At 47.7% G+C, this 21,094-nt stretch carries 17 protein-coding genes; 9 read left to right on the top strand and 8 right to left on the bottom strand.

What is annotated here, in order from left to right; all coding sequences use genetic code 11:
- Window positions 1-6 precede the first annotated feature (6 nt).
- Genes FYJ73_RS09000 through FYJ73_RS08960 form a run of 9 tightly spaced genes read left to right on the top strand, consistent with a single transcriptional unit; the run spans window position 7 to window position 9,982 of the window.
- Window positions 7-876 (top strand): M23 family metallopeptidase, encoded by an 870-nt coding sequence (locus FYJ73_RS09000; RefSeq protein WP_154534374.1) that lies wholly within the window; start codon window positions 7-9, stop codon window positions 874-876.
- A 14-nt stretch (window positions 877-890) separates the two neighbouring features.
- On the top strand, window positions 891-1,190 hold the full coding sequence (locus FYJ73_RS08995; RefSeq protein WP_081657707.1) for a hypothetical protein: 300 nt from the start codon (window positions 891-893) through the stop codon (window positions 1,188-1,190).
- A 1-nt stretch (window position 1,191) separates the two neighbouring features.
- The gene (locus FYJ73_RS08990) at window positions 1,192-2,868 is read left to right on the top strand and encodes a hypothetical protein (RefSeq protein ID WP_154534373.1); all 1,677 of its coding nucleotides are present in this window, start codon (window positions 1,192-1,194) and stop codon (window positions 2,866-2,868) included.
- A 54-nt stretch (window positions 2,869-2,922) separates the two neighbouring features.
- Window positions 2,923-4,926 carry a MutS N-terminal domain-containing protein gene (locus FYJ73_RS08985; RefSeq protein WP_154534372.1) on the top strand — a complete coding sequence of 668 codons (2,004 nt, stop codon included), beginning with the start codon at window positions 2,923-2,925 and terminating at the stop codon, window positions 4,924-4,926.
- 12 nt (window positions 4,927-4,938) lie between these two features.
- Entirely contained in the window at window positions 4,939-6,459 is a 1,521-nt protein-coding gene (locus tag FYJ73_RS16210) for a glucosaminidase domain-containing protein (protein WP_154534371.1), read from the top strand.
- Between the two features lie 21 nt (window positions 6,460-6,480).
- Window positions 6,481-7,104, top strand: a complete 624-nt coding sequence (locus FYJ73_RS08975) for a hypothetical protein (protein WP_154534370.1) — start codon at window positions 6,481-6,483, stop codon at window positions 7,102-7,104.
- Window positions 7,105-7,121: 17 nt separating this feature from the next.
- Window positions 7,122-8,384: a zincin-like metallopeptidase domain-containing protein gene (locus tag FYJ73_RS08970; RefSeq protein WP_154534369.1), complete on the top strand. Its 1,263-nt coding sequence runs from the start codon at window positions 7,122-7,124 to the stop codon at window positions 8,382-8,384.
- On the top strand, window positions 8,356-9,375 hold the full coding sequence (locus tag FYJ73_RS08965) for a hypothetical protein (protein ID WP_154534368.1): 1,020 nt from the start codon (window positions 8,356-8,358) through the stop codon (window positions 9,373-9,375). Before FYJ73_RS08970 ends, FYJ73_RS08965 begins: the two co-directional genes overlap by 29 nt.
- 37 nt (window positions 9,376-9,412) lie before the next feature.
- Window positions 9,413-9,982, top strand: coding sequence for an OmpA family protein (locus FYJ73_RS08960; protein WP_154534367.1), 570 nt, complete (start codon window positions 9,413-9,415; stop codon window positions 9,980-9,982).
- A 214-nt stretch (window positions 9,983-10,196) separates the two neighbouring features.
- Here the strand turns inward: FYJ73_RS08960 and FYJ73_RS08955 are convergent, their stop codons facing one another.
- From FYJ73_RS08955 to FYJ73_RS08920, 8 genes are all read right to left on the bottom strand, one after another.
- Window positions 10,197-10,550 (bottom strand): hypothetical protein, encoded by a 354-nt coding sequence (locus tag FYJ73_RS08955; protein WP_154534366.1) that lies wholly within the window; start codon window positions 10,548-10,550, stop codon window positions 10,197-10,199.
- Window positions 10,551-10,826: 276 nt separating this feature from the next.
- Window positions 10,827-13,616 carry an AAA domain-containing protein gene (locus FYJ73_RS08950; protein WP_154534365.1) on the bottom strand — a complete coding sequence of 930 codons (2,790 nt, stop codon included), beginning with the start codon at window positions 13,614-13,616 and terminating at the stop codon, window positions 10,827-10,829.
- Between the two features lie 10 nt (window positions 13,617-13,626).
- Window positions 13,627-15,762, bottom strand: a complete 2,136-nt coding sequence (locus tag FYJ73_RS08945; protein WP_154534364.1) for a restriction endonuclease — start codon at window positions 15,760-15,762, stop codon at window positions 13,627-13,629.
- Between the two features lie 5 nt (window positions 15,763-15,767).
- Window positions 15,768-16,994, bottom strand: a complete 1,227-nt coding sequence (locus FYJ73_RS08940; protein WP_206081748.1) for an AAA family ATPase — start codon at window positions 16,992-16,994, stop codon at window positions 15,768-15,770.
- A 332-nt stretch (window positions 16,995-17,326) separates the two neighbouring features.
- Entirely contained in the window at window positions 17,327-17,968 is a 642-nt protein-coding gene (locus FYJ73_RS08935; protein WP_154534362.1) for a hypothetical protein, read from the bottom strand.
- Between the two features lie 2 nt (window positions 17,969-17,970).
- Window positions 17,971-19,488 (bottom strand): DNA cytosine methyltransferase, encoded by a 1,518-nt coding sequence (locus tag FYJ73_RS08930; RefSeq protein ID WP_154534361.1) that lies wholly within the window; start codon window positions 19,486-19,488, stop codon window positions 17,971-17,973.
- The gene (locus FYJ73_RS08925) at window positions 19,485-20,702 is read right to left on the bottom strand and encodes a DNA cytosine methyltransferase (protein WP_154534360.1); all 1,218 of its coding nucleotides are present in this window, start codon (window positions 20,700-20,702) and stop codon (window positions 19,485-19,487) included. Before FYJ73_RS08925 ends, FYJ73_RS08930 begins: the two co-directional genes overlap by 4 nt.
- A 1-nt stretch (window position 20,703) precedes the next feature.
- Entirely contained in the window at window positions 20,704-21,024 is a 321-nt protein-coding gene (locus FYJ73_RS08920; protein ID WP_235899300.1) for a helix-turn-helix domain-containing protein, read from the bottom strand.
- Window positions 21,025-21,094: the final 70 nt, after the last annotated feature.

The following is a 21,094-nucleotide window of genomic DNA, read 5'->3' as shown; positions in this document are numbered from 1 at the left end:
CAAAATATGGAAAAGACAGCATACAATCCGTCCATGAACCTCTATTCACCGAGTGGCTACGCCATGCCCTTTGAGTTGCCGGAGCCCTGCCCCTTGGTCATCACCCTTGGCTACGGCGACCAGCAGCATCCCGTGACAGGGGAGAAGTTCTTCCATCACGGTGTCGACTTCAAGGTCTCGCCCCACACCTGGCTGAAAGCTTTGGCTACCGGCATCGTCTCCGGCATCTCCACCAACAACCGCAAGGGATTCCAGATCACCGTCAACTACCGCAACTATGCCGCCGGAGACAACAGTTCGTTCGATGTCACCTATTCCCATATCCGTGAGGTAGTGGGCGGTTTCGGACGAAATGTCAAGGCCGGTGACAACATAGCCGTCTGCGACGGTCTGCTCCATGTGGAGGTTCGCTTCAACGGTGAGGAAGTCAATCCGCTAGAGTTTCTTACGATGGTAAGGGACAACCTCATGATGCAGGAGCAGAAAGCCATGACGGGCAACAACCCGGAGATGGCGACCCTCGACTTCCCCGTCTCCACGCCCTACGATGCCCAGCAGCCGGAGATCGACCAGATGTACACCCGGTTCTTCGGACGCTATATGGCAGACCTTCTATCCAACCGTTACCGCGTGCCGGGCTCCACGGAGGCCGCCCTGCGCAGTGTCTTGGCGGAAGGGGCTGCTGCCGGTGCCTACTACGAGCACACACCGAGTATGCTCAATCCCTTGGGACTCGGCGAACGGAGCTTAGGGATTATCGGAAGGGTGCAGACGCTGCTCATTCACGACTTCCTCAATTACCTTGCGCTCATACACGGTGTGTTTCTCTCATCCATGACCGAGATTGAAAAAAAAAAGCTGTTGACGACGCCATAGACAGTCAGGGCTTCATCGATCCTTTCGACGGCTTCGACATCGACATCCAGAGTTTCGACATCCAGCGCCTCGTCAGCGTCTATCCCGACAAGGACGGTATCAACTGGTGGACGAAAGCCTGGTTCAACGGCAAGAAGCGGGGAGAGCGAGCCGTGGAGATCAACCGTGAACTCGCCATCCGCTTCATCCACGACAGCATCGGCAAGGACGAATGGCTTGAAGAATATTATCCCCGTCAGATGGAAGTGCTCCATGCTGCCCTTGCGCAGACCAGGGAGCAGGTCATCAAACAGTTAAGACAAACATTCACATAATATGGCAACATCCCGACAACCCGATATCTTCACTACCCGGGTAGTACCCATCATGAATAAGGTCCGTGACGAGCTCAACCGCCTGAAGGCGGAGGAGTCCGCACGCCACAATGCTTCCTACCGCATGCTCATGGCCGGTGCGGCGGGTCCCGACGGCGGTATGGCGGCGATGGACTGCTACCGCTCGCAGGTGAACTACACCGGCAAGTGGAACACGAAGACTGTAGAAGACTATATCAGCATGGTGAAGGCGGAGCTGAAACGGCAGCATATCACCGTCGATGCGGTCATGGAGAAGAAGATGGTAGACCATCTCATCAAGGAACAGATTCCCAAGTCTACGGCTGAGTACATCACGCGCAAAGCCATGGAGGGCACCCTGTTCTATATCCCTAACCGCAGTCGCGAGAGTGCCATGCAGAACCATATCAACAAGGAGGCGGAAAAGAAATACAACCCGTCGTTCGTGGAACAGGCGGCGGCAAGCATCGGCTCGTGGATCGTCAATGCCGCCACGACGATGGGTGTCGGCGGACTGCTGGGGCAGGCTGCTATAGACGTTGGCGTCGAGGCCGTCGACCGTGTGGGCTCCGGACAACAGAAGGATTATCTGGAGAAGCAGCGTAAGTTAGGACGGCAGGAGGTGGCAGCAGCCAACCGCAGAAAAGCCGCCATTCCACAATGGATGTTCTCACAAATGGGCTTCAACGAAATAGCGTATGCCACTGACAAACAGCTGGCTATCGCGCTGAAATGGGCCACGGACAATGCCAAGACATACCGTAGCAAGGTGACGAAAGCCCTCGATGCCGGTGAGCGCACGGTCAAGGCCATCGGGCGCACTTCTACCATGTCCGCCGCCGCTGCCACCTACCGGGCTATGGAGTATGAGGCTTTTGCCAAAGCCATCCGCAACGAGCAGGGCAGCCGACGGTCGGGACGCGATGCCGTGAGCTACAAGAACATAGCCGAGGCTGAGGAAACTGTTCCGCTACAGGAGAATGCGCCACAACCGACGGATGACAGCCAACAGCCATCACAACAACAACCATCACAACAACCGTCATCACAACAACTATCGACCGGAGACTACACCGGCTGGAATGCGCTCCTTGGCAATATTGGCCTTGACGGTATGGGCGACACCTTCAACCATCTCGGCTTCACCTTGGCCATGCTCCCCGACATGCTCTTAGGTGTACTGACGGGCAAGACTAAATCCATCGGTCTGAACCAGCAGACGATGGTGCCGCTTGCCTCGCTCCTTGCCGGGACCTTCGCCTCCAATCCCCTGATGAAGTTTCCGCTCATGCTCTATGGCGGAGCCAGTCTGTTCAACACGGCCGGTCAGGAGGCACTGGCGGAGCAGCGGAAGAACCAGAGCAATGCCACACGCTTTAAGCGCTATGACGATGAGCCGTTGGACAAGCGGCTCTGCAATCCACAGATAGAGGGCAACGTGCTCTTGGTGGACATCGACAGAGTGCCGCGTATCGTCACCCTGCCCGTGAAGGTCGTAGAGGCTTATCAATCCGGGGCTCTGCCACTCAACACCCTTGCCAACCGCATACTGGCGAAGGTGGATGAGACGGCCATGGGCAACAGACAGACCATCGAGCGTGCTGCCGACAGCTATGAGCAAAGCCAGGAGCGCAGTCAGACACGTGGCATCCGATAACGAAGACAGCGAGTTATTTCCCTATATTTTTTCACCCATTCATGATATGATACAATGGCAGAAGAAGTAAATCAGAAGAAGACGGGCGCAGAGCGACAGACGGAGATTCTTGTCGCAGCCCTTGAGAATGCAAAGGAGAACGGTGGCGTGCTGCTCAATGCCTCACGCAAACCGGCTCCGAGTTTTTACAACAAGTCCTTGCGCCTGCCGCCGGGCAATGCCCTGATGATGGCGATGCACAGTGACCTAGGCGGGTTCAAGACCAACGTCTATACGATGTTCCGTGAGACCCACGACCGCGGCGAGGCTGTCCGCAAGGGTCAGAAAGGCGTGGCGGTGGTGTGGACGAATCCCAACCAGTATGTCAACAACGACAATCCCGACGACAAGATCAGCCGCAAGGCTTATTTTGCCCTCGACGAGAACGCCCGCAAGCAGTACAAGGCCAACCCGCGTGAGGATGTCTATACCATCTTCAACATCGACCAGACGACGATGGCGCATGTGCACAAGGAGGACTACAAAAAACAAGTGGAGCAGTTTGCCGCTGCCAGCGAGCGCACGGACAAACCCGTGGACGACAAGGCCCTACGGATGGAGTTCAACCAGTTCCTGCAGAAGATGAAAGACTGTCTTGTGCCGATCCGCAAGGACGGTACTGGTCTCGCTCACTACGACAGCCGCACCGACACGGTGCACATCCCACCGCAGAAGGACTTTGCCTCTTATCCCGACTATGCCCAGGAAGTGGTCCGGCAGATTGCCCATGCCACGGGCGTTCCTCAACGTCTCGGGCGTAAGGGGGTAGCTGTGGAAGGCGGACGCCAGCCCGAGGCTTCTATGCAGCAGCGTGAACTGTTGGTAAGGGACCTGGTGGCATCCCACAAAATGCTGGAGATGGGACTCCCTGCCAAACTCCATCCCGAGACCATGGAGCATCTGCCGTCGGTCATCGCACAACTGAAGGAAAACCCGGAATTGGGCAAGGCCATCCTCGCGGATGTCAACCGCACGGTGGGGATGATGAAGAAGGCAGAGAGCGGCGTAAAGATTTTGCCCGTGGAGAAGCCTTCCGAGAAGACCATGCAGGCGTGGACTTCACAGTTTCCCATCGACAAAGTGCCAGAGAACTTCTCACGTATTGCCATGCTGAAAGACGATGACGGAAAGTGGACGCTTGCCGCACGTCCGGAGGAAGGCCGCACCTTTGCCGTCCATCCCGACAAGGCCGACATTGGTATGTATTTCGACATGATGAAGAACGACCACGACGAGGCTACCATAGAGAAGTTCCGCTCACAGTTCGCCCAGAAATACTACTCCGTGGTGGCTGAGCATCCCGACCGCGAGGTGAACATCTTCAGGAGTGGTGCCTCTCAGGAGACCCTTGACCGCATTGACCGGGTGAATGCCTTCAAGACCAACGACAACAAGGTACTCCTCATGGCCAACATCGACGGTGAGAAGCAGCGTCCGCGGGAGATCAGCCAGTCGCAATGGCAGCGGCTGTGGCTCGCCGATGACAAGCGCGACTACAAGCAGCACCTTGCCGCCACGCTCTATGCCGATGTGCTCAGCGGCAAGCAGAAGGAGGAGAAGCAGATCGGACAACAGACTTTGAAAGAGAATGGAAAAGAGACTGTGAAAGAGACTGTGAAGGAAAAGGAAGTGCAGAGCAAGCTGCCTCCCATCATGAAGCAGTACGACAAGCTGAAGGCCAAGCACCCCGATGCAATCCTTCTGTTCCGTGCCGGAGACTTCTATGAGACCTACCGTGGCGATGCCGAGAAGGCTTCAAGGATATTGGGTATCACGCTGACCAGCAACAACAAGGTGAAGGATAAGGACGGCCGTCCTTTGGAGACTGCCGTTTTCCCTCACCACGCCCTCGACACCTATCTGCCCAAGCTCATCCGTGCCGGCGAACGTGTGGCCATCTGTGACCAGCTCACTGTGCCGAGGCAGCAGAACCAGGATGAAGCCAAGGAATCCTCGCAGCAGGAGGTCAAGGAAGTCGTAGCCCGTCAGGAGGACCAGCGAACAAGTATGCACCGATAACCTGCCGATGCTATGACACCATCCAGACAACAGTATATCGAGCAGTATGCGGAGTATGCCATGGAGCAGATGCGGCGCTATGGCATACCCGCCTCGGTGACGCTGGCACAGGGTATCATTGAGTCGGCGGACGGCAGGAGCACCTTGGCCAATACAGCCAACAACCATTTCGGTGTGAAAGGTACCTACAACGGCAACTATGTCCTGGCGGATGACGACCGGCCCAACGAGAAGTTCAAGAAATACGACAGTGTAGGTCAGAGCTATGAGGATCATTCCAAAGTCCTCATGGCGCAGCGATACCGCAAGCATACCGCCGGCCTTGCCGCCGACGACTACCGTGGCTGGGCTGCTGCCATCCAGCGGGGCGGCTATGCCTCCGACAAACGCTATGTATCCACGTTGGTGAGCGTCATCGAGGGTGCCGGACTGCAGAAGTACGACAAGATGGTGATGAGCCAGCCACGCTGTCAGGCAACCGCAGCCAAGAACTCGTCAGCCGTAGCCACCGGCAGTTACAGCATACCCGTGAAGCGCGATAGCTTCATGCTCGTCACCTCTCCTTATGGCAACCGGGAAGATCCGCTGAACAAAGGTACCATGCAGGTGCACCACGGCATGGACATCAAGACCAACAGGGAAGCGGTCCTGGCGACCGAGAACAAAGGAACCGTCGTGGGTGCTGACCACCGCACGAACACCGCTGGGGGCAAGACCGTCACCGTGGAGTATGCCCGTGAAGACGGCTCGCGGGTGAGGGTACAGTATATGCACCTCAGTGAGATTGCCGTAAAGAAGGGAGACACAGTTAATGCCGGACAGAAGATTGGCGTTTCGGGAGCCACGGGAACGAGGGTCACGGGCGAGCATCTCCACTTCGGTGTCATCAACGTCTCCAGGGACGGCAAGATGCAATGGGTCAACCCGGCTGCCTACCTCGCGGACATTAGTCAAAAAGGCAACCTGAAGATAGAGGCGCAGCACAACGGCCGCAACCTCCTTTCCGACTATCAGTCCAAAGGTAGCGGCACTCCGGAGCAGAAACAGGCCACGCCGGAAGGATGGCTCAGCAAGCTGATGACCTCCGAAGATGCAGCCATAGGCACGGACGGTGGGCGTGGACTCCTGGGCAGTCTGATGCAGATGCTCATGACCATGCTCATGCTGACGATGAAGATGGAAGGCAAGAGCCGCGACGAGAAGATGGCCGCTATCAACGAGGCTGTCACTCAACGCCGCATCGACCTCAGCAGCATGACGCCCAACCTGAAGTCGGCATCACTGACCGTCACCGAGGGCGGAAAGGCTGTCCTCGTCACCCACGACGGCAAGAAGGAGTACCGCCATGAGCTGACAGCCGAGGAGCAGCAACGCCTGACCGCCATCCTCAATGGAGACGGCGACGATGCTGCCAAGCGGCAGAAAATCGGCTGTCTTGTCAATGCCGTAACCTTCAGCCAGCAGGCTTCAGAGAACTATGAGCAGATAGCCTCCGAGCGTCAGTCGCAGGAGCAGCATCTGCAAAGAAAGTAACATCATCTATTTCATACAACTATGATCAAAGCAGAAGTAAACATCACGGGCACTGTCCGACGCAGTGCCTCCATCCGTACCGACAGGAACAACCAGCCTTACGTGTCCTTCGTCATGTCCGTCAGCCTTGCCGACGGCAGTGGCACCAGGGACATCCGTGTTTTTGTGTCAGTGCCACAGGCCCGGCAAAGTGACCTGAGCGTCTACACCGAAGGGCAGCGTGTCACGGCGAGCGGAACCATGGACATCCGCCGCAAGGACGACGGACTGAGTTTCTATCTCACCGCCCGATTGGTAACCGCAGAGAACGTGCCCGCGTTGGATGCCATCTCCGGCACACTCTCTTTCCGCGGCTATCTGAAGAAGGAGAACATCTTTGATGAGCGCACCTCGAAGAACGGCCGTCCTTATCTCCTGTTCTCTGCCTACTCATCAGAGAAGGTCGGTGACAACTTCGTCAGTACGTGGGTCACCTTCATGCGGTTCCCGGAGAAGAACGCCACCGTTGAGAGCATCAAGCCCGACTGGCTGCGTCCGCGTGCCCATGTGGACATCAGCGGTGACCTGCGCATCTCCTTCTACAAGGAGGCGCCGAGTCTCTCGTGCATCGTCCGTGAGATGACAGAGCATATCAACAATTCTTGAAACCAACCATCACTACTATGAGAAAGAACTACACGCCCAACCCCGACGGCCTGAGTGCCGAGGACAGAGCCCTGAATGTCTTTGCCGACATCATGATTGACAAGATCAAAAATCTCCAGCAGGACTGGAAGCAGCCTTGGATCTCGCCCGGCGCCGCCCAACTGCCCCGAAACCTCAATGGCCGCAACTACAACGGCATGAACAGCATCATCCTGATGTTCATGCAGGAAAAGAACAACTGGCAGACATCCCGTTATGCAACCTTCGACCGCATCACGGACATGAACTATGCCAAGGACAAGGACGGTAAGCGGCAGCACCTGCTCACGGACAAGGATGGCAACAAGCTGCCTTTCGTCCGTATCAACAAGGGAGAGAAGAGCACACCGGTGATGATCACTACCTTCACCTGTGTGCACAAGCAGACCAACGAGCGCATCAAATACGACGACTATAAACAGCTCGATGCCAAGGAGCGCAATGAGTTCTCAGTTTTCCCCAAACAGCATGTCTATAATGTGTTCAACGTTGACCAGACCAACCTGAAGGAGGCACGTCCTGAACTCTACGAGACCTACCGCAAGGAAGCCCAGGGAACACTGGAGCTGAGCGACAAGGGCATGGCGAGTCTGCCGGAGATTGACGCGATGATAGCCAAGGACCTCTACGTCTGTCCCATCAAGCCTACAGCGGGCAACGATGCCTACTACAGTGTGGCACGCGATGAGATTATCATCCCGGAGAAGGCACAGTTCATCGACGGCGAGTCCTTCTACAGCAACCTCCTTCACGAGATGAGCCATGCCAGTGGCTCCCCGGACCGTCTAAACCGCATCAAGCCTACTCAGGACCGGGCGAGTTACAGCCGAGAGGAGCTCGTGGCAGAGCTCACTGCCGCCCTGGTGTCCTCACGCTATGGCATGGCCAAGCATGTGAAGAGCGACAGTGCCGCTTATCTGAAGTCATGGCTCGGCAGTCTCAACGAGGACCCGGAGTTCATCAAGACCACGCTCAATGATGTCAAGCGGTCGGCATCGTTCATCACACAGCGCATGGAAGCCGTCGGCGAACGGCTCAGGCGTGACGGCTGGAACGCTGACTTTACGGACATCCGCGAGCAGAACAAGACGTTCACGCCCTTGTTCCGCAGCGATGCCAAGTCGGCAACGGTCTCACAGGAGGCAGCCGAGAGTCGACAGGAACAGCCGGTGAAAGCGGAGAGTCAGGTGTTGGAGGCTGTCTCTGCCAAGAGTGCCGAGCAAGCCCGATTTCACCGTTAGACTCTTTGAGCCAAGTCTTGAAGCCGAAGTGCTGTTCACCTTCGGACAGGAGCATGAGGCATGGATGTATTTAGGCAGGTCTCCGCTATTGATAGACAGGGACACGGTCCTATACATGCTTCGCCAGAAAGACTCGATGCCCGAAGGCCACCGATGGGGAGATGCTTTTCCGGCCGTTGTCAATCACACCAGTTCCGGCATGGCGCGCAAGCATCCTGACTTTCATGCTGCCAAACATGGTGACTACGAGGCTGCCTTGCGGTTGGTCGATGCCTTTGTGAAAGACAGTAAGATAGCCGACATCGCGCGACGCTATCCCCATGCTCACATTGTCTACAACCACAAGATGCAGGGTGGGGACATCAACATGATACCGGCGGCATACGCTGCCAAGTTCTCTGCCATCGGCATGACCGTCGACCACGACATCATCGCCGTGACGGACGTCTCCCACACCAACGCCACCGATCTCAGCCGCATCAGCAAACGCATGCGGTTTGAGGGTGAGGTCAGGAAAGGTACGGACTATATCATCTTGGACGACTTCATCACCTCCGGGGCAGAGCTCCGTGACCTTCGCGATTATATCCAAAGTCGGGGTGGCAACGTGGTGCTGATGACGACCTTCGGGCATGGCAGCTTCGGCAAACTTCAGGACATAAGAATTGACAGTAAATACATAGAGCGACTCAACGCGTCGGGTATCACCGACCAAGATTTAAGAAAATATGGAATTGCATCAGAAATCGGGTGTCTCACCCTTGGAGAAGCCGCAAGACTCTCCCGGCTGGTTAACGCCAGAGCAAAAGCAGCAGCTGCGCAACGTGGCACAGGCCTTCAAAGAACATGCCTCGAACAGCGAACTCTGTCAGGAGTGGCAGGAGAAGTTCCGCGAGGCCGGCTTCAAGGTATCGAGAATGAGAAGATAAACGAGACAAGCAAAACAATCAACGGTGGGGAACAGCGGGCTGCCAAAGGCTTCAGGCGATAACGGCACCTTGCGGTTCTCCGCCCATAAACGACAAAAGATGAAGAAGAAAAGCATCCTACTATTCTTGCTGACCATGATGGCGACAGGAATGCAAGCCAATGATGGTGTCGGCACGCTGCCTGACGACTCGCTACAACAGCAAGTCAGCTGGCAGGAGGACTGTGGCGCATTGTCAGCCAATAAGAACGACTATGCCGGTCTCAATGCTCTCCGCAGCCGGATGGCCACGACAGCCTCTTCCGATAATAGCGCAACAGGTGACTCCCTCCAGTTGTCCGTCGACGTACCCATCTATTTCTATTTCAAGCTGAACACAGCCCAGTTGATCACGAAGTCACAGTTGGCCAACCTTGCCGTAATAGCCAAGTATGCCCAAGAGCATCACCTGACCATCCACATCACGGGAGCTGCCGATGAAGCCACGGGCACTGCAGCCCGTAATCGCACTCTAAGCATTGCCCGTGCCCGTTACATTGCCAAGCAGTTCATCAACAATGGTATCGGTAAGTCGCAGATGAAAGCTGTCAGTCTCGGTGGCATCAGGGAGTTCAAGCCCAAAGAGGCCAACAGGTTCGCGATGGTGGTGCTGAGGAAAAGTACAAATTGAAACATGCCATCTTTGCCTTGGTAAAAAATCAATTCGATTTCTACCAAGGCAAAATTAACGAATAAGGCGGTGGTATTTAACAGTTCATTCTTGAAGCCTTTAATCTTCTAACTAACAAAAGGCCATTCTTATGTAACGAGCAACTATTCGCTGCCTTTCAAAAAGTCTTTTCTTTGTAGAATGTGGACATGAAAAGTTTAGAACGGTAATGGTGTTACTTCATTTTTTCAGAAACTTGTTCTATTAAATCTATCAGTACATTATTGATATAAAGCATTGATCTGTCGATATTTTTTTTCACATCATCCGGTATTTTGTCAAAACCAGTTATAGCTCCAATAATAGTCCTTGTATTTGGTTTCAGATTAACAGTATTAAACAAATTTACACTTGAAAGATGGACGAAATTACAAGCTTGATCATATATACCTTTAACATGTTCGTATCTTTTATCAAGTTCCTCTACTAACAATTTATCGCTAAGTTTACTACCATTCTTATCCTTTAATCTTGATATTTTTTCTCCTTTTGTCCAATTTTCTATATAGTCATTTGGGCTATTAACCAATTCAAGTCCAAAAAAAACGAATACAATTATCTATTTGCATCCTCATTAAAGGAATTGCACATAAATAATTATTGTCTTCTGTCAACAATTGGACCCCCCTATTAATAGAAAGGGACCTATTAACAACGCTTGTCACAAAAAGGAAATAAAAAATATTACAATCTCTTTTGAATACATCCTTATATTCTTCAATTATTTGGAAGTAATAATTTTTTGAATCCTTTAGATGATTGATATACTTTACCATAACAACTTAACTCTAATAAATTGTCTATATCAAGAATTAGGGATTGGATGCTTTAAATCTACCAACTCGCTTCTTATTTCGTTCTCAATTTTCTCGACTTCGCCACTACCTGCCGTTGACAATCGTAGCACGGGAATTTGATATTTGTGTAGGATAGAGTTCTTCAGCTGATCTCTTTCTTCTTGTTTAGTACCTTCGTGGTGGTATGCAAAGCCATCTACCTCTATGACGAGAATTGGCTTCTTGCTTACTCTGTTCTCAATCAAGAAGTCAACATGACTCCATGAGGCACGAGCAAATTTATACTCAGCCTCTGTTAGCAGTGATGTGTCGCTAATCAAGGAACTCAAATGATAATGGGGTATAACTTCGAGACAAGACAAGTCATCATTCTTCTTTAGAATAGTAGAAATTACATTATACGCTATGTTCTCTGAATCATACTCTGAAACATTTCTTTTGCCTTCAAGATATTCTTTTCTCTGTTCTGCGTAACATGCATATAGCAGGTCAAAGATGGAATGTAATTTGCCACTCTCCACCTTGCCATGATTGTAATCTATATAGGCAATAAGGTCTTTAATATTACCATCAGGATTATCATTGCCGTTCGTAATCAATACAAATTCCTTCTTTGCTCTTGATACTGCAACATTAATCAGATTGGCATTATCAACAAAATCATTGTAGGTATCGGCAACAGTGCTCATTACAATGATATTCTTCTCTCGCCCTTGATACTTGTGTATGGTATCAGCTTCCAAGCTGTTGTCATTTACCTCTTTGTGGAACAGCATCGCCTGCCCCTTGTAAGGGGTGATGATACCTACATCTTTTAATGGAACGTTAGGATTTGCTTTTAGCAACTCTTTGAACTCATCGACTTCTCGCTGATTACTCACAAAAACTTTTTCAGCATTGGTTACACTGCGCGAATGATTACCACGAACTGTCTTTATGACCCTCATCGGCAATTTGTCATCGTTAGCGGTTGTCATTATTACCAACTCGCCACCATAGAACTTTTGATTACAAAAATCAATTATCTGTGGTGCACAACGATAATGTTCACGCAATAGAGTCTGAGGCGCATTTGGGAAAACATCAACAATAGATGAAAGGAAACTATTGGTCGAGCAGTCATATTCCTTATCTATATGATACGTCTTAGCAATTTCTTGTAACCTTGGAAGGTCATCCTTGCTTATAATATTTGGGAGCTGCTTTAAGTCACCGACAATAACCGCTTTCTTGGCTTTGGATAAGGCAAGGACGGCTGACTCAACTGGAACCTGCGAAGCTTCGTCCATGATGAGGTAGTCGAATGTGTGTCCTGGCAAACTTGATTTTGCCGAAAATGTTGTTGACAGTACTATGGGATATTCCTGTGATACCGCATCAGATTTTTTCCATAAGTCCTGACTATCGAATTTAGCACGTTCCTTCTTTCCGCCTTCATAATTAATATACAAGGCTGCTTTCAAGGCTCGCATGGATAATGATGCCTGTTTCTTTAGAAGTTCTCCTGCGTGATTATCTTTCAAGAATTCCGTTAATTCATCAATCTCAGACTTTAATTCCTCTTTCCTGACTTTATAGAAAAGAGCTTTAATGTCCATTAAAACATCTTCATCGGACATACTATTAGCCTGTTTTCCAAAGACTTTCTTCAATCTGTTTTTCATAAACAGATTCTTGAAGAACATCTTAAGCCTCTGCCATAACGATTGACTAATGTTTTCCTCCTCTTTCTTAATATCCAGCAACACCCATAGCTTGATGAGCTCATTACTGGGAATAGCTACCATGTCTTCGAGCTTAGTGCTATCATAGTCATTCTCACGATAGAAATGCTCACTTTCAATCTCAATTGCCGCAAGCTCCTGTTTGTCTTTGGCAAGCAGGTTTTGTTTCTCAAAGATTTCCTGCAATTTCTTAGAAACGCTATCAATAATGTTAAGCGTTTCTTTAGCATTGTCATCCCGCCAATCAGACATAGTAGGATAGGGAGTTTGGCCGGACTTGATGAAATCATTGCGGTTATCAGATTTACCAAGTTCAGCGACTATAAAGCCAAGGCCTTCCTTGTCAAGTTTCTCCTTGACATTCTCAACAGCAGAATTATTATTGCTTACTATGAGCACCGTCTGTTTGCGAGCTACAATATTTGCTACAATATTCAGGATTGTCTGGGTCTTGCCTGTTCCAGGAGGCCCCTGAACAACGCTTATCTGAGACTTAAAGGCATTTTCAACAGCAGCCATCTGACTCAGGTTACTGTAGAAAGGGAATAACAGATGGTTATATCCTTTCTGTTTGTCCTTCATCAACTTGGGCTTTAGATAACATCCCAAAGTAGTGTTTTCGTCAACGAAGTCTATTTTCTCATACTTATCATGCAAAGAAACAGGACCGTTCTCTGTCATTATGCACTGAACACCAGAAATATCCTTAAAGTAATTGAATAGGTTCCTTGCTGTGTCGTCGGCCAACACTGACTTTGAGATATTCAAATAGGTTTCATCGTATTCCTTTAGCTCACCCGACTCAAACTCTATACGATAGTAGCGATGGAAATAATGAGTATATTCCCATATTTGCTTAGGATTAAAACAAGCGCCCATCTTGTTTGTAATCCTGCAATCGACAGTACTTATTATTTTTGGCGATTTCAGTATATTCACATCATGATTGGCAAGATGGTAAGTCTTGCCATTATTGAACCTTACCCAATAAACGCCATTTCGGTCTTCGTTTATGGAGACAATCTGTTGAGTCTTTGGCTCGCCTTTTATTAGTATGAGATTAGATGTTTCCATGTCTGTATTCTTAAATGCTATCCATAATCTCACTCAGCGACATTACCGTGTACTCTTCCAGTCTATTGTTGGATAACGGATGGAACCTGCCGATGGTATGCTTTGCGATGAAGTGGAAGACGACGGCTGGCTGCTTGTTCTTGATTCCAAAGCTGCTGCCTCCGACTTCGTAGTAGTCTCTGACACCCTCGTTGAAGATGGGCATTACATATTTAATCTTGAACAAGTCAAGGGTAGGCGGATTCAGCAACTCGTAATCTCCTTTGTCAAATCCAACCATAAATCGCCGTGCTTCCGGTTTATCCTTCGCCTTGATGATAAGGATATTCTCTTGGTCAGCATCGGCTGTCATCACCTTAGCAGTTGGATTCTTCATTTTTGCCGTCTCTATGGCGGCAACAGGGTCACTGCCAAGAGGACATTCTTCTACATAGAAGTACTCTTTCAGTTGTTCTACCAACATGGAGTTTTCCTGCTTGAACTGCTCGTCTGAATCCAAAGCCAAAGACAAGATTGTGCTGTGCGCATCGAATGGCTTATAGACCTTTCCGAGAAGATTCTGGAAGTGCTCGGACAGATACTTATGACCGTCGATATGTGGATGAGCCTCCATTGCGTAGAAGGTGTATTTTTCCTTCAGCACATTCTGTATCTCCTCTCGGAACAGCTTGCGTACTTTTTCTTTCCACGCCCTTTTCTCCGAGGAGTCATCCTTTGCGTAGAGGGCAAGAACGTAGAGGAAGTTAACGTCGTAATGGCATACCAACAAGGTGTCACGGTCGAAGAGTCTATTCTGAAACTGGCTCGACGTGAAACGGTCACGCCTCTTCTCTGTCCTGTCTATGCCATCCCTTGAATAGTTCAAGTCCTTGTCCATTGTAGCACTGATGAAGAAATTGGGGATGATGTTGTATCCTTCTGTCTCGTCATCACGCAGCTTGGCTATATGGCCAAAGTTCTTCTTGTCGTTGGCTATCTCTTCGTCATCGGCATCACTCATGAACAAGTTCAGGTTCCACTGTATGACATTGCGGGCGTAAGTAAACTGCTTGTACACAGAATTCTTGCCGACAGGATTGTTGCGCTTGTAATACTTCGAGTCGCCGATATAATAGACGGGCTTGTCCTCGTCATAGTTCATCAGACCCTTATACGAATAAAGGTGGTCGATGCGCTTGCCGTCGTCCTGGTCTTTCAGTCCGCTCGGTATCGTGTCACGCGGCTCTCCGATCAGTTCGTCAATCATTGCTTCAAAGACGATGTTGAAGTTCTTGACCAACAGGTAGTCTTTCTGTCCGGTCTCCACAACGACCTTCTTCGCTCTGTCGAAGAACGCAAAGCAAAGTTCCCAGAGAAACAATGACTTGTCCGAGAAATACTTGTATTTAATCTGCCGGAGACGGATGACTCCGAGTCCGTTAAGATAGGCCTTGAACTTTGCTCCTGTAATGAGTGGAAAGTTACAATTGATGGATGTGTCAAATCCATAATGACCATTGATGTAGTTCAGAATGGAGAAGAAGATGATGAGCAGCTCTTCGTCGAAGTTAATCTGCCGCTTCTTGTTGACGGGATTGATATAGATGGGCACATTCTTTTGGACGATAGCCATTGAATGGGCAATGGTGCGCGTCCAGTTGATTTTGTTCAGTCCCGAGTGTATGTTCCTCAGGATATAGAAGAAGAAGTTTTGGTTCTCCCGGTTGAAGTCAATGAGCGACAAGATAATGTCAAGAAATGTGTTGCTCAGATGCCGCTGCCCTTTGTTAACCTCCAAAATCGTCTGGTGATAGACGATGGAGGAATCGGTGTTCTTGTCATTGTGGTACACGGTAATAGCCCTGTATATCCACACGGCAAACTCATAGATGAAGTTCTTTTCTTCATCCGTCATGGGATTGCCTTCTTTCTCCAGGTCGATGATTTCCTCCGGCTTGTACTTGCCGAAAACACGTTCTTCGTTGCCGACATCTTCCAGTAACACCTTGGGAAGAATGAACACGCAATCCCGAACTGCGTGGCTATAGAAATAGCCCACGTAGTTGATGCTTACGTAGCCATCGGCATTCCCCAAAGCGTCAATCTCGCTCAGAATGTCATGTACGTATTTCTTCTCGTATGGATGTTCCTCTATGATGAGCTTCATCGGCCTTACTCTGAAATATTCTCCTGTGAGCTGTCAGTTTCTTCTACAGTTTGCTCCGTATGGTCATTCTTCTCGGCCTTGTCTTCCCATGGCATTACTTTAAGGTTGGCAAGCAGATGGTTCACTCTGTCACCTATAATCTTGGTCTTGCCTTTCGTCGTGTCATAGAAGAGGTCGTAGCTGAGGTAGCCGTCATTTTCCCCCTTCAAGGTCTCGTCCTTCAGAAAGTCCTGGCTTGGCTCGAAGTCTTTCAAAATCTCATTCCAAAGATAGAACAACACCTTTTCAACGAATATGTCTTTGTCGATGACACCCTCATTGCTTGCCTTGCAGAAGAAATATCCGAGTTTCTTATCCTCCGACTTGGTGAGCTTGCCGATAATCTTTGAATTGATGTTGCTGATTACCGACCACCAGTCATATTGATGGTCTGCATCAATCTCCAGCCGCCAGTTCAGGTCATGACCAGCAGCATCCATGCCTTTCGTAATAGGCTGGTACTTCCAGTCCCATCGGCGTTTGAACGCTGAGTCTATCGGGAACAGACTTTGGTCGCTTGTGTTCATCGTTGCCCAAATGTAGAGGTTCTTGGGCAAAAGCAGGATGTCGCCATTCAAGACCTTTTGCGCAACATCACCATCGCCACGATTATACATACGGTTGATAAAGTCGTGGTCGTCCAAATGAAGCTGTGCCTTTGCGAAGACATACTTCAAGTGTTTGCTGATGTCATTATCCGCAGTAATCGGGTATTCAGAATACCCATATTGGTTACGGTCAAGCAACTGGAATAAGTCGCCAAATATCTGTGCACAGTTACCTCGGTTGATTTCCTCAATGACAAGGTACTCATCCTCGGGTGCTTCCGGATTGGCAAAGAACTTCTTCCATGCCTCCTCATAAGCTTTGAGAAAAGCTTGCTCCACGAAGTCATAGACAATAACCTTATCCTTGATAGGCTCACCCTTATGGTCTCCGTCATGGTAGGTGACTGGCACGCCGGAATCATTATATCTCGTCTGCTCCTCCGTAGTCGGCTTATAGGCACCCACAAAGGTAGAGTAATCACTATCGGGGTGGAATGTGGTACGGATGACAGACTTTGTCGATGTAAGCGTGTTGATAGCGTGAGACTTGCCAGTGCCGGGGGCACCGTAGTAGATTTTTTGTATAGAATTACGATCTACTTGTTCTTGTCGTACTTTAGGAAGGAGCCCTATGGAACTTATCATGAGAGATATGACCTTTTTATACTGATCCTCAGAAATCTCCCATGTACTCTTTTCATCCGATATTATCGTTTCTTGTATATCCTTTGGCATATCTTTAAGCATGGCTCCCGGAAAGACCTCCAAGATTTTTCTAAATGAATTGCTGCCTTCGGATTCTAATACAATTGTGCAGGAATCAGTGGGCTTAGTTAGATATATGATGATTATATCATCGATATCATAACTAGGGAAACTTTCCCCGTCTTCCTTTTTGATATTACATAGACAATCTGCTCCCGCCTTAGTATAAGTCAAGGCTAGTGAAGAACCTGACATCTTGTAAATATAGTATTTCATTTTGTATCGATTTTAAATTCATTGAGCTGCCACTTGCTTTTCTCTTCCAATATAGGCATGGAGCCTTCCAAGTTAATATATAAGGTACTTCCATTGAAAATATTTTCACCTATTGTAATACTATATAGTGCTGTCTCGTCAGGTGAATCACTCCTCTTGTGCCTATTTTCAAGAAAAGAGATAACAATTTCACATTGCGTACCTTTAAAGATAGCATAAAAAGAAGTACCTTCTACATTCCAGTTTGGCAGCCTTTCTGGATAAACTAGTGTGTATTTACCTTTTGAAGACGAATATGCCATCGTTTTATTGTAATGAATGATGTCTAACTGTTTAATAGTTTCTTCTCCAGTTTCAATTCGCCTAAATATCATTTCATCTCCACATTCAATTTTTATGGAAGATTTGACGGCTCCCAGCTTCGTCAGACGGTATTCTTTGCCGCCACTTGTATATTTGACAGCTTTAAAAAGACAATTTCTGTGATATTCCGCGTTATAAAAAAACTCCTCAGTATTCATTGTAAATATGGGAGAAGTCTCAATAGCAGGAGCCAGCTTTAGATAGGAGTCGTTCGTATTTGTACCTACTCCTACCTCCGTTTTGTTTGGACGATGTATATATTCGAGTACTCTCATTTCTAATCAAAGTGTTTCTTAATAACTCTTGAAATTTGTTCTGCCATTAAAACTGGTACGGCATTACCTATTTCCATATATGTTTTCAGATACGCACCCAAGAAAAGATAATCGTCTGGGAAGGACTGTATTCGAGCGGCCTCACGAGGCGTAATACTTCTTATCTGATACGGATGTATGTGGGACAAACAATCCATTTTCAGATGAGCTGTTATTGTACGGCATGGTCTATCCGCAATCAATTTATAATATTTGTCCTTAAAAATACCATTACGCCTTGAATATGGCATTATATCGGCAATCTTGGGATTTGTCGAGTCTTCTCCTTGTCCGAGTCTTTTGAATATTTCATAATTTACATCACTGCAATACCTGGCTTTGTGATTGAATACGAATTCCATCTGCTTGCCATCGTTGATTGATTTTAGATACTCATTCCCACAACTATCATAATGATTGAGATCGATTTTCATTCCAGTTCTCTCATCATTAACTTCAGTTTGCCCTTTTACTCTTGGAGCTTCTAAGGGCTTAATAAACTCAAGTGCAGATTGCAAATTGAAAACTGTGTTCCCTTTACACGAGTCTTCAATTTCTTCAAATAAGGATTCTGGTGTTATGCCATTTCTCTTCTCAATATCATCGCGTACTGCAAGATAGATTAAACGTTCCCTGTTTTGAGCGACCCCAAAGTTTACAGAATTAAATAACCTATATGACACATTATAAGTATATTCTTTTCCATCCTTAAACGCGCGGATGCTATGATAATCCTCCACAACTTGATTAGCAACTTTCAGCATGCCCTTTACGTTTTCCATAAGTACGAACTTGGGACATAACTGTCTGACTGCCTCTATGTAATATTTGTAAAGTATGTTTCTTGGGTCATCTATCACGCGCCTTTGATTCGCAGAACTAAAGGACTGGCATGGCGGACCACCAATAACCATATCGACATCGTCTTTGACATAATCTTTGATATCTACAATTATGTCTTTAATGTCACCTGTGAACACCTTACTCGAAGGTATTTCTGGATGATTATAGATGTATGTTTCTGTACATATTTTCTGAAAGTCGTTTGCGAAAACGATTCTATATCCTGCTTTACTAAAGCCTAAGCTTAATCCGCCTGCACCACAAAAGAAATCAGCCACATTTATGGCTGGACGTTGTTCAGATGTTTCTTGAAGAACTTTTCTTGATTTATTGCGTAATCTGAAGACAATTGGCTCTGTCTCTTCCTTATGATTTAGGAAATATACTACAGCAGAGATGAAACCATCGTACTTGTCTTCTCCAAGAACTTTTCTTAAAGCATGAACTTCTTCTTCGGTAGATATAACTCCGATATTCATCAATTCGGTCAGAACACTTTTATCTATAGTTCCATCCATAGTAAAGCTATCCCCCTTACTATTGGCATGGAGTTCAAGTAGCCGGGTATATACGCCGACTTTCTCGATAAAAAAAGCCTTTTCTTCCTTTGTCAGGCTTGATACTGGCTTGAATATCATAGTTTATCTACTTTGTTTAATTCTTTTTTCATGCATTTTGCTATTGCCTCTGCAAAAAGCGGAGGTACTGCATTTCCAATTTGCTTAAACTGTTCAGTCCTTGACCCACATATGACAAAATCATCAGGGAAAGACATCAGTCTTGCAGCTTCTCTAACAGTTATAGACCTGTCTTGCTTCCAGTCGGGGTGTATGAACAAGTTTCCATCCTTATAGAGATGTGCTATTATTGTCTTTGACGGTTGGTCCCACCACTGAACCGTATAACTATTTGGAAAGACCCTTGCCTTCTCATGTCTTAGGTCAGGGCGCTTTTCTAACATTTCCAAAAAAGTCCAATGGTTTTGTGCCATCACTTTATACCGCTCTTTGTCCTTGTCATTGTTCTTTCTTGTAACGTGATATAACAATGTCTCATCGTCCTTGGAACGGATCTTTTGGACGAAAGAATTCATTGCTTTAGGTTTAAACTCCATCATATTGGATCCTCCTCCATTAGGAACTGGAGGCAAATCTCCAATCGCGTCACGAACTGTTACAGGAGGTTGCAATCCTTTCCTTTCGGATTCTGACATGTCACTGTCCCAATTCGTCTTGACAATACCTTTATACAAATCCGCAGGCTCTAAGTCAATGTCTTTTCTTACACCTAAGATTATAACACGCTTGCGAATTTGTGGCACTCCATAGTTAACGGTGTTAAACACCATGTCTGATGGATTTCCATTGTAGACTTTATATTCTTTCCCGAGTTCACCTAATACCGTAAAGATATGTCTTTTACCTTTCAAGCGAGCTGTTAAAAGTCCAGTTACATTCTCAAATACGAAGAATTTTGGACGTATTGCGTTAAGTATTTTGACATAGCTTTCGAACAGATAATTTCGTGGGTCATTTTTCATACCGTGCTCATCTCTAGCACGTCCGGCGGACGAAAAGCTTTGACATGGTGGTCCTCCGATAATTAAGTCAACATTATCGGTATTACACCTTTTCCTAATCTCATCCACTATATCTTCTCTTGTGATATCTGTCTCTATTACGGCTTTGTCTATGTCTTTGTAACCATAATATTTCATCCGCTCACGTAAAGATTCGCAAGCGAAGTGGTTAATTTCTACATGAGCCAAAGCATGGAACCCTTGTCTGTAGAAGCCTTCTGAGAGTCCCCCACAACCTGCGAATAAATCGATAAAAGTATATTTCTTTCTCATTTTACGGTTCCTTACTCAAATCATTGAATTTGCTGTCTGCAAGTTTTATTGCTTCGGCAGCAACTTCCTCATCTTTATTGGCTATGTTTACGATCTTATCTGCAAGCCATACTTTGACTAATTCATTTCTGTCAGCATGAAACAATTCTGCTAGTTTTTCTACTTGCTCTTTGTTTGCTGGATATTTCCCTTTTTCTATTTTACAATAAGTGGTGGTGTCAATGCCCAAAGCAGATGCGACTTCTCGTTGAGGAAACTTTTTTTCTTCCCTCAACGACTTAAGTAAACTTGGTAACATCTGTTTTTTATCACTGACAGTCATATTGAGTCTTTTGATATTTGGTTTGCAAATTTACAACTTTTTATTCGATTGCAACCATAAAAGTTGAAGA

Origin of the sequence: Hallella mizrahii (assembly GCF_009695775.1) — a bacterium.
Lineage (GTDB): Bacteria > Bacteroidota > Bacteroidia > Bacteroidales > Bacteroidaceae > Prevotella > Prevotella mizrahii.
This window is presented reverse-complemented; position numbering and strand designations above follow the sequence as displayed.

Bases quoted from the DNA above. Each gene is read 5' to 3' on its own strand.
- FYJ73_RS09000 (WP_154534374.1), top strand. From the start codon at position 7: ATGGAAAAGACAGCATACAATCCGTCCATGAACCTCTATTCACCGAGT.
- FYJ73_RS08990 (WP_154534373.1), top strand. From the start codon at position 1,192: ATGGCAACATCCCGACAACCCGATATCTTCACTACCCGGGTAGTACCC.
- FYJ73_RS08985 (WP_154534372.1), top strand. From the start codon at position 2,923: ATGGCAGAAGAAGTAAATCAGAAGAAGACGGGCGCAGAGCGACAGACG.
- FYJ73_RS16210 (WP_154534371.1), top strand. From the start codon at position 4,939: ATGACACCATCCAGACAACAGTATATCGAGCAGTATGCGGAGTATGCC.
- FYJ73_RS08975 (WP_154534370.1), top strand. From the start codon at position 6,481: ATGATCAAAGCAGAAGTAAACATCACGGGCACTGTCCGACGCAGTGCC.
- FYJ73_RS08970 (WP_154534369.1), top strand. From the start codon at position 7,122: ATGAGAAAGAACTACACGCCCAACCCCGACGGCCTGAGTGCCGAGGAC.
- FYJ73_RS08960 (WP_154534367.1), top strand. From the start codon at position 9,413: ATGAAGAAGAAAAGCATCCTACTATTCTTGCTGACCATGATGGCGACA.
- FYJ73_RS08950 (WP_154534365.1), bottom strand. From the start codon at position 13,616: ATGGAAACATCTAATCTCATACTAATAAAAGGCGAGCCAAAGACTCAA.
- FYJ73_RS08945 (WP_154534364.1), bottom strand. From the start codon at position 15,762: ATGAAGCTCATCATAGAGGAACATCCATACGAGAAGAAATACGTACAT.
- FYJ73_RS08940 (WP_206081748.1), bottom strand. From the start codon at position 16,994: ATGATAAGTTCCATAGGGCTCCTTCCTAAAGTACGACAAGAACAAGTA.
- FYJ73_RS08935 (WP_154534362.1), bottom strand. From the start codon at position 17,968: ATGAGAGTACTCGAATATATACATCGTCCAAACAAAACGGAGGTAGGA.
- FYJ73_RS08930 (WP_154534361.1), bottom strand. From the start codon at position 19,488: ATGATATTCAAGCCAGTATCAAGCCTGACAAAGGAAGAAAAGGCTTTT.
- FYJ73_RS08925 (WP_154534360.1), bottom strand. From the start codon at position 20,702: ATGAGAAAGAAATATACTTTTATCGATTTATTCGCAGGTTGTGGGGGA.
- FYJ73_RS08920 (WP_235899300.1), bottom strand. From the start codon at position 21,024: ATGACTGTCAGTGATAAAAAACAGATGTTACCAAGTTTACTTAAGTCG.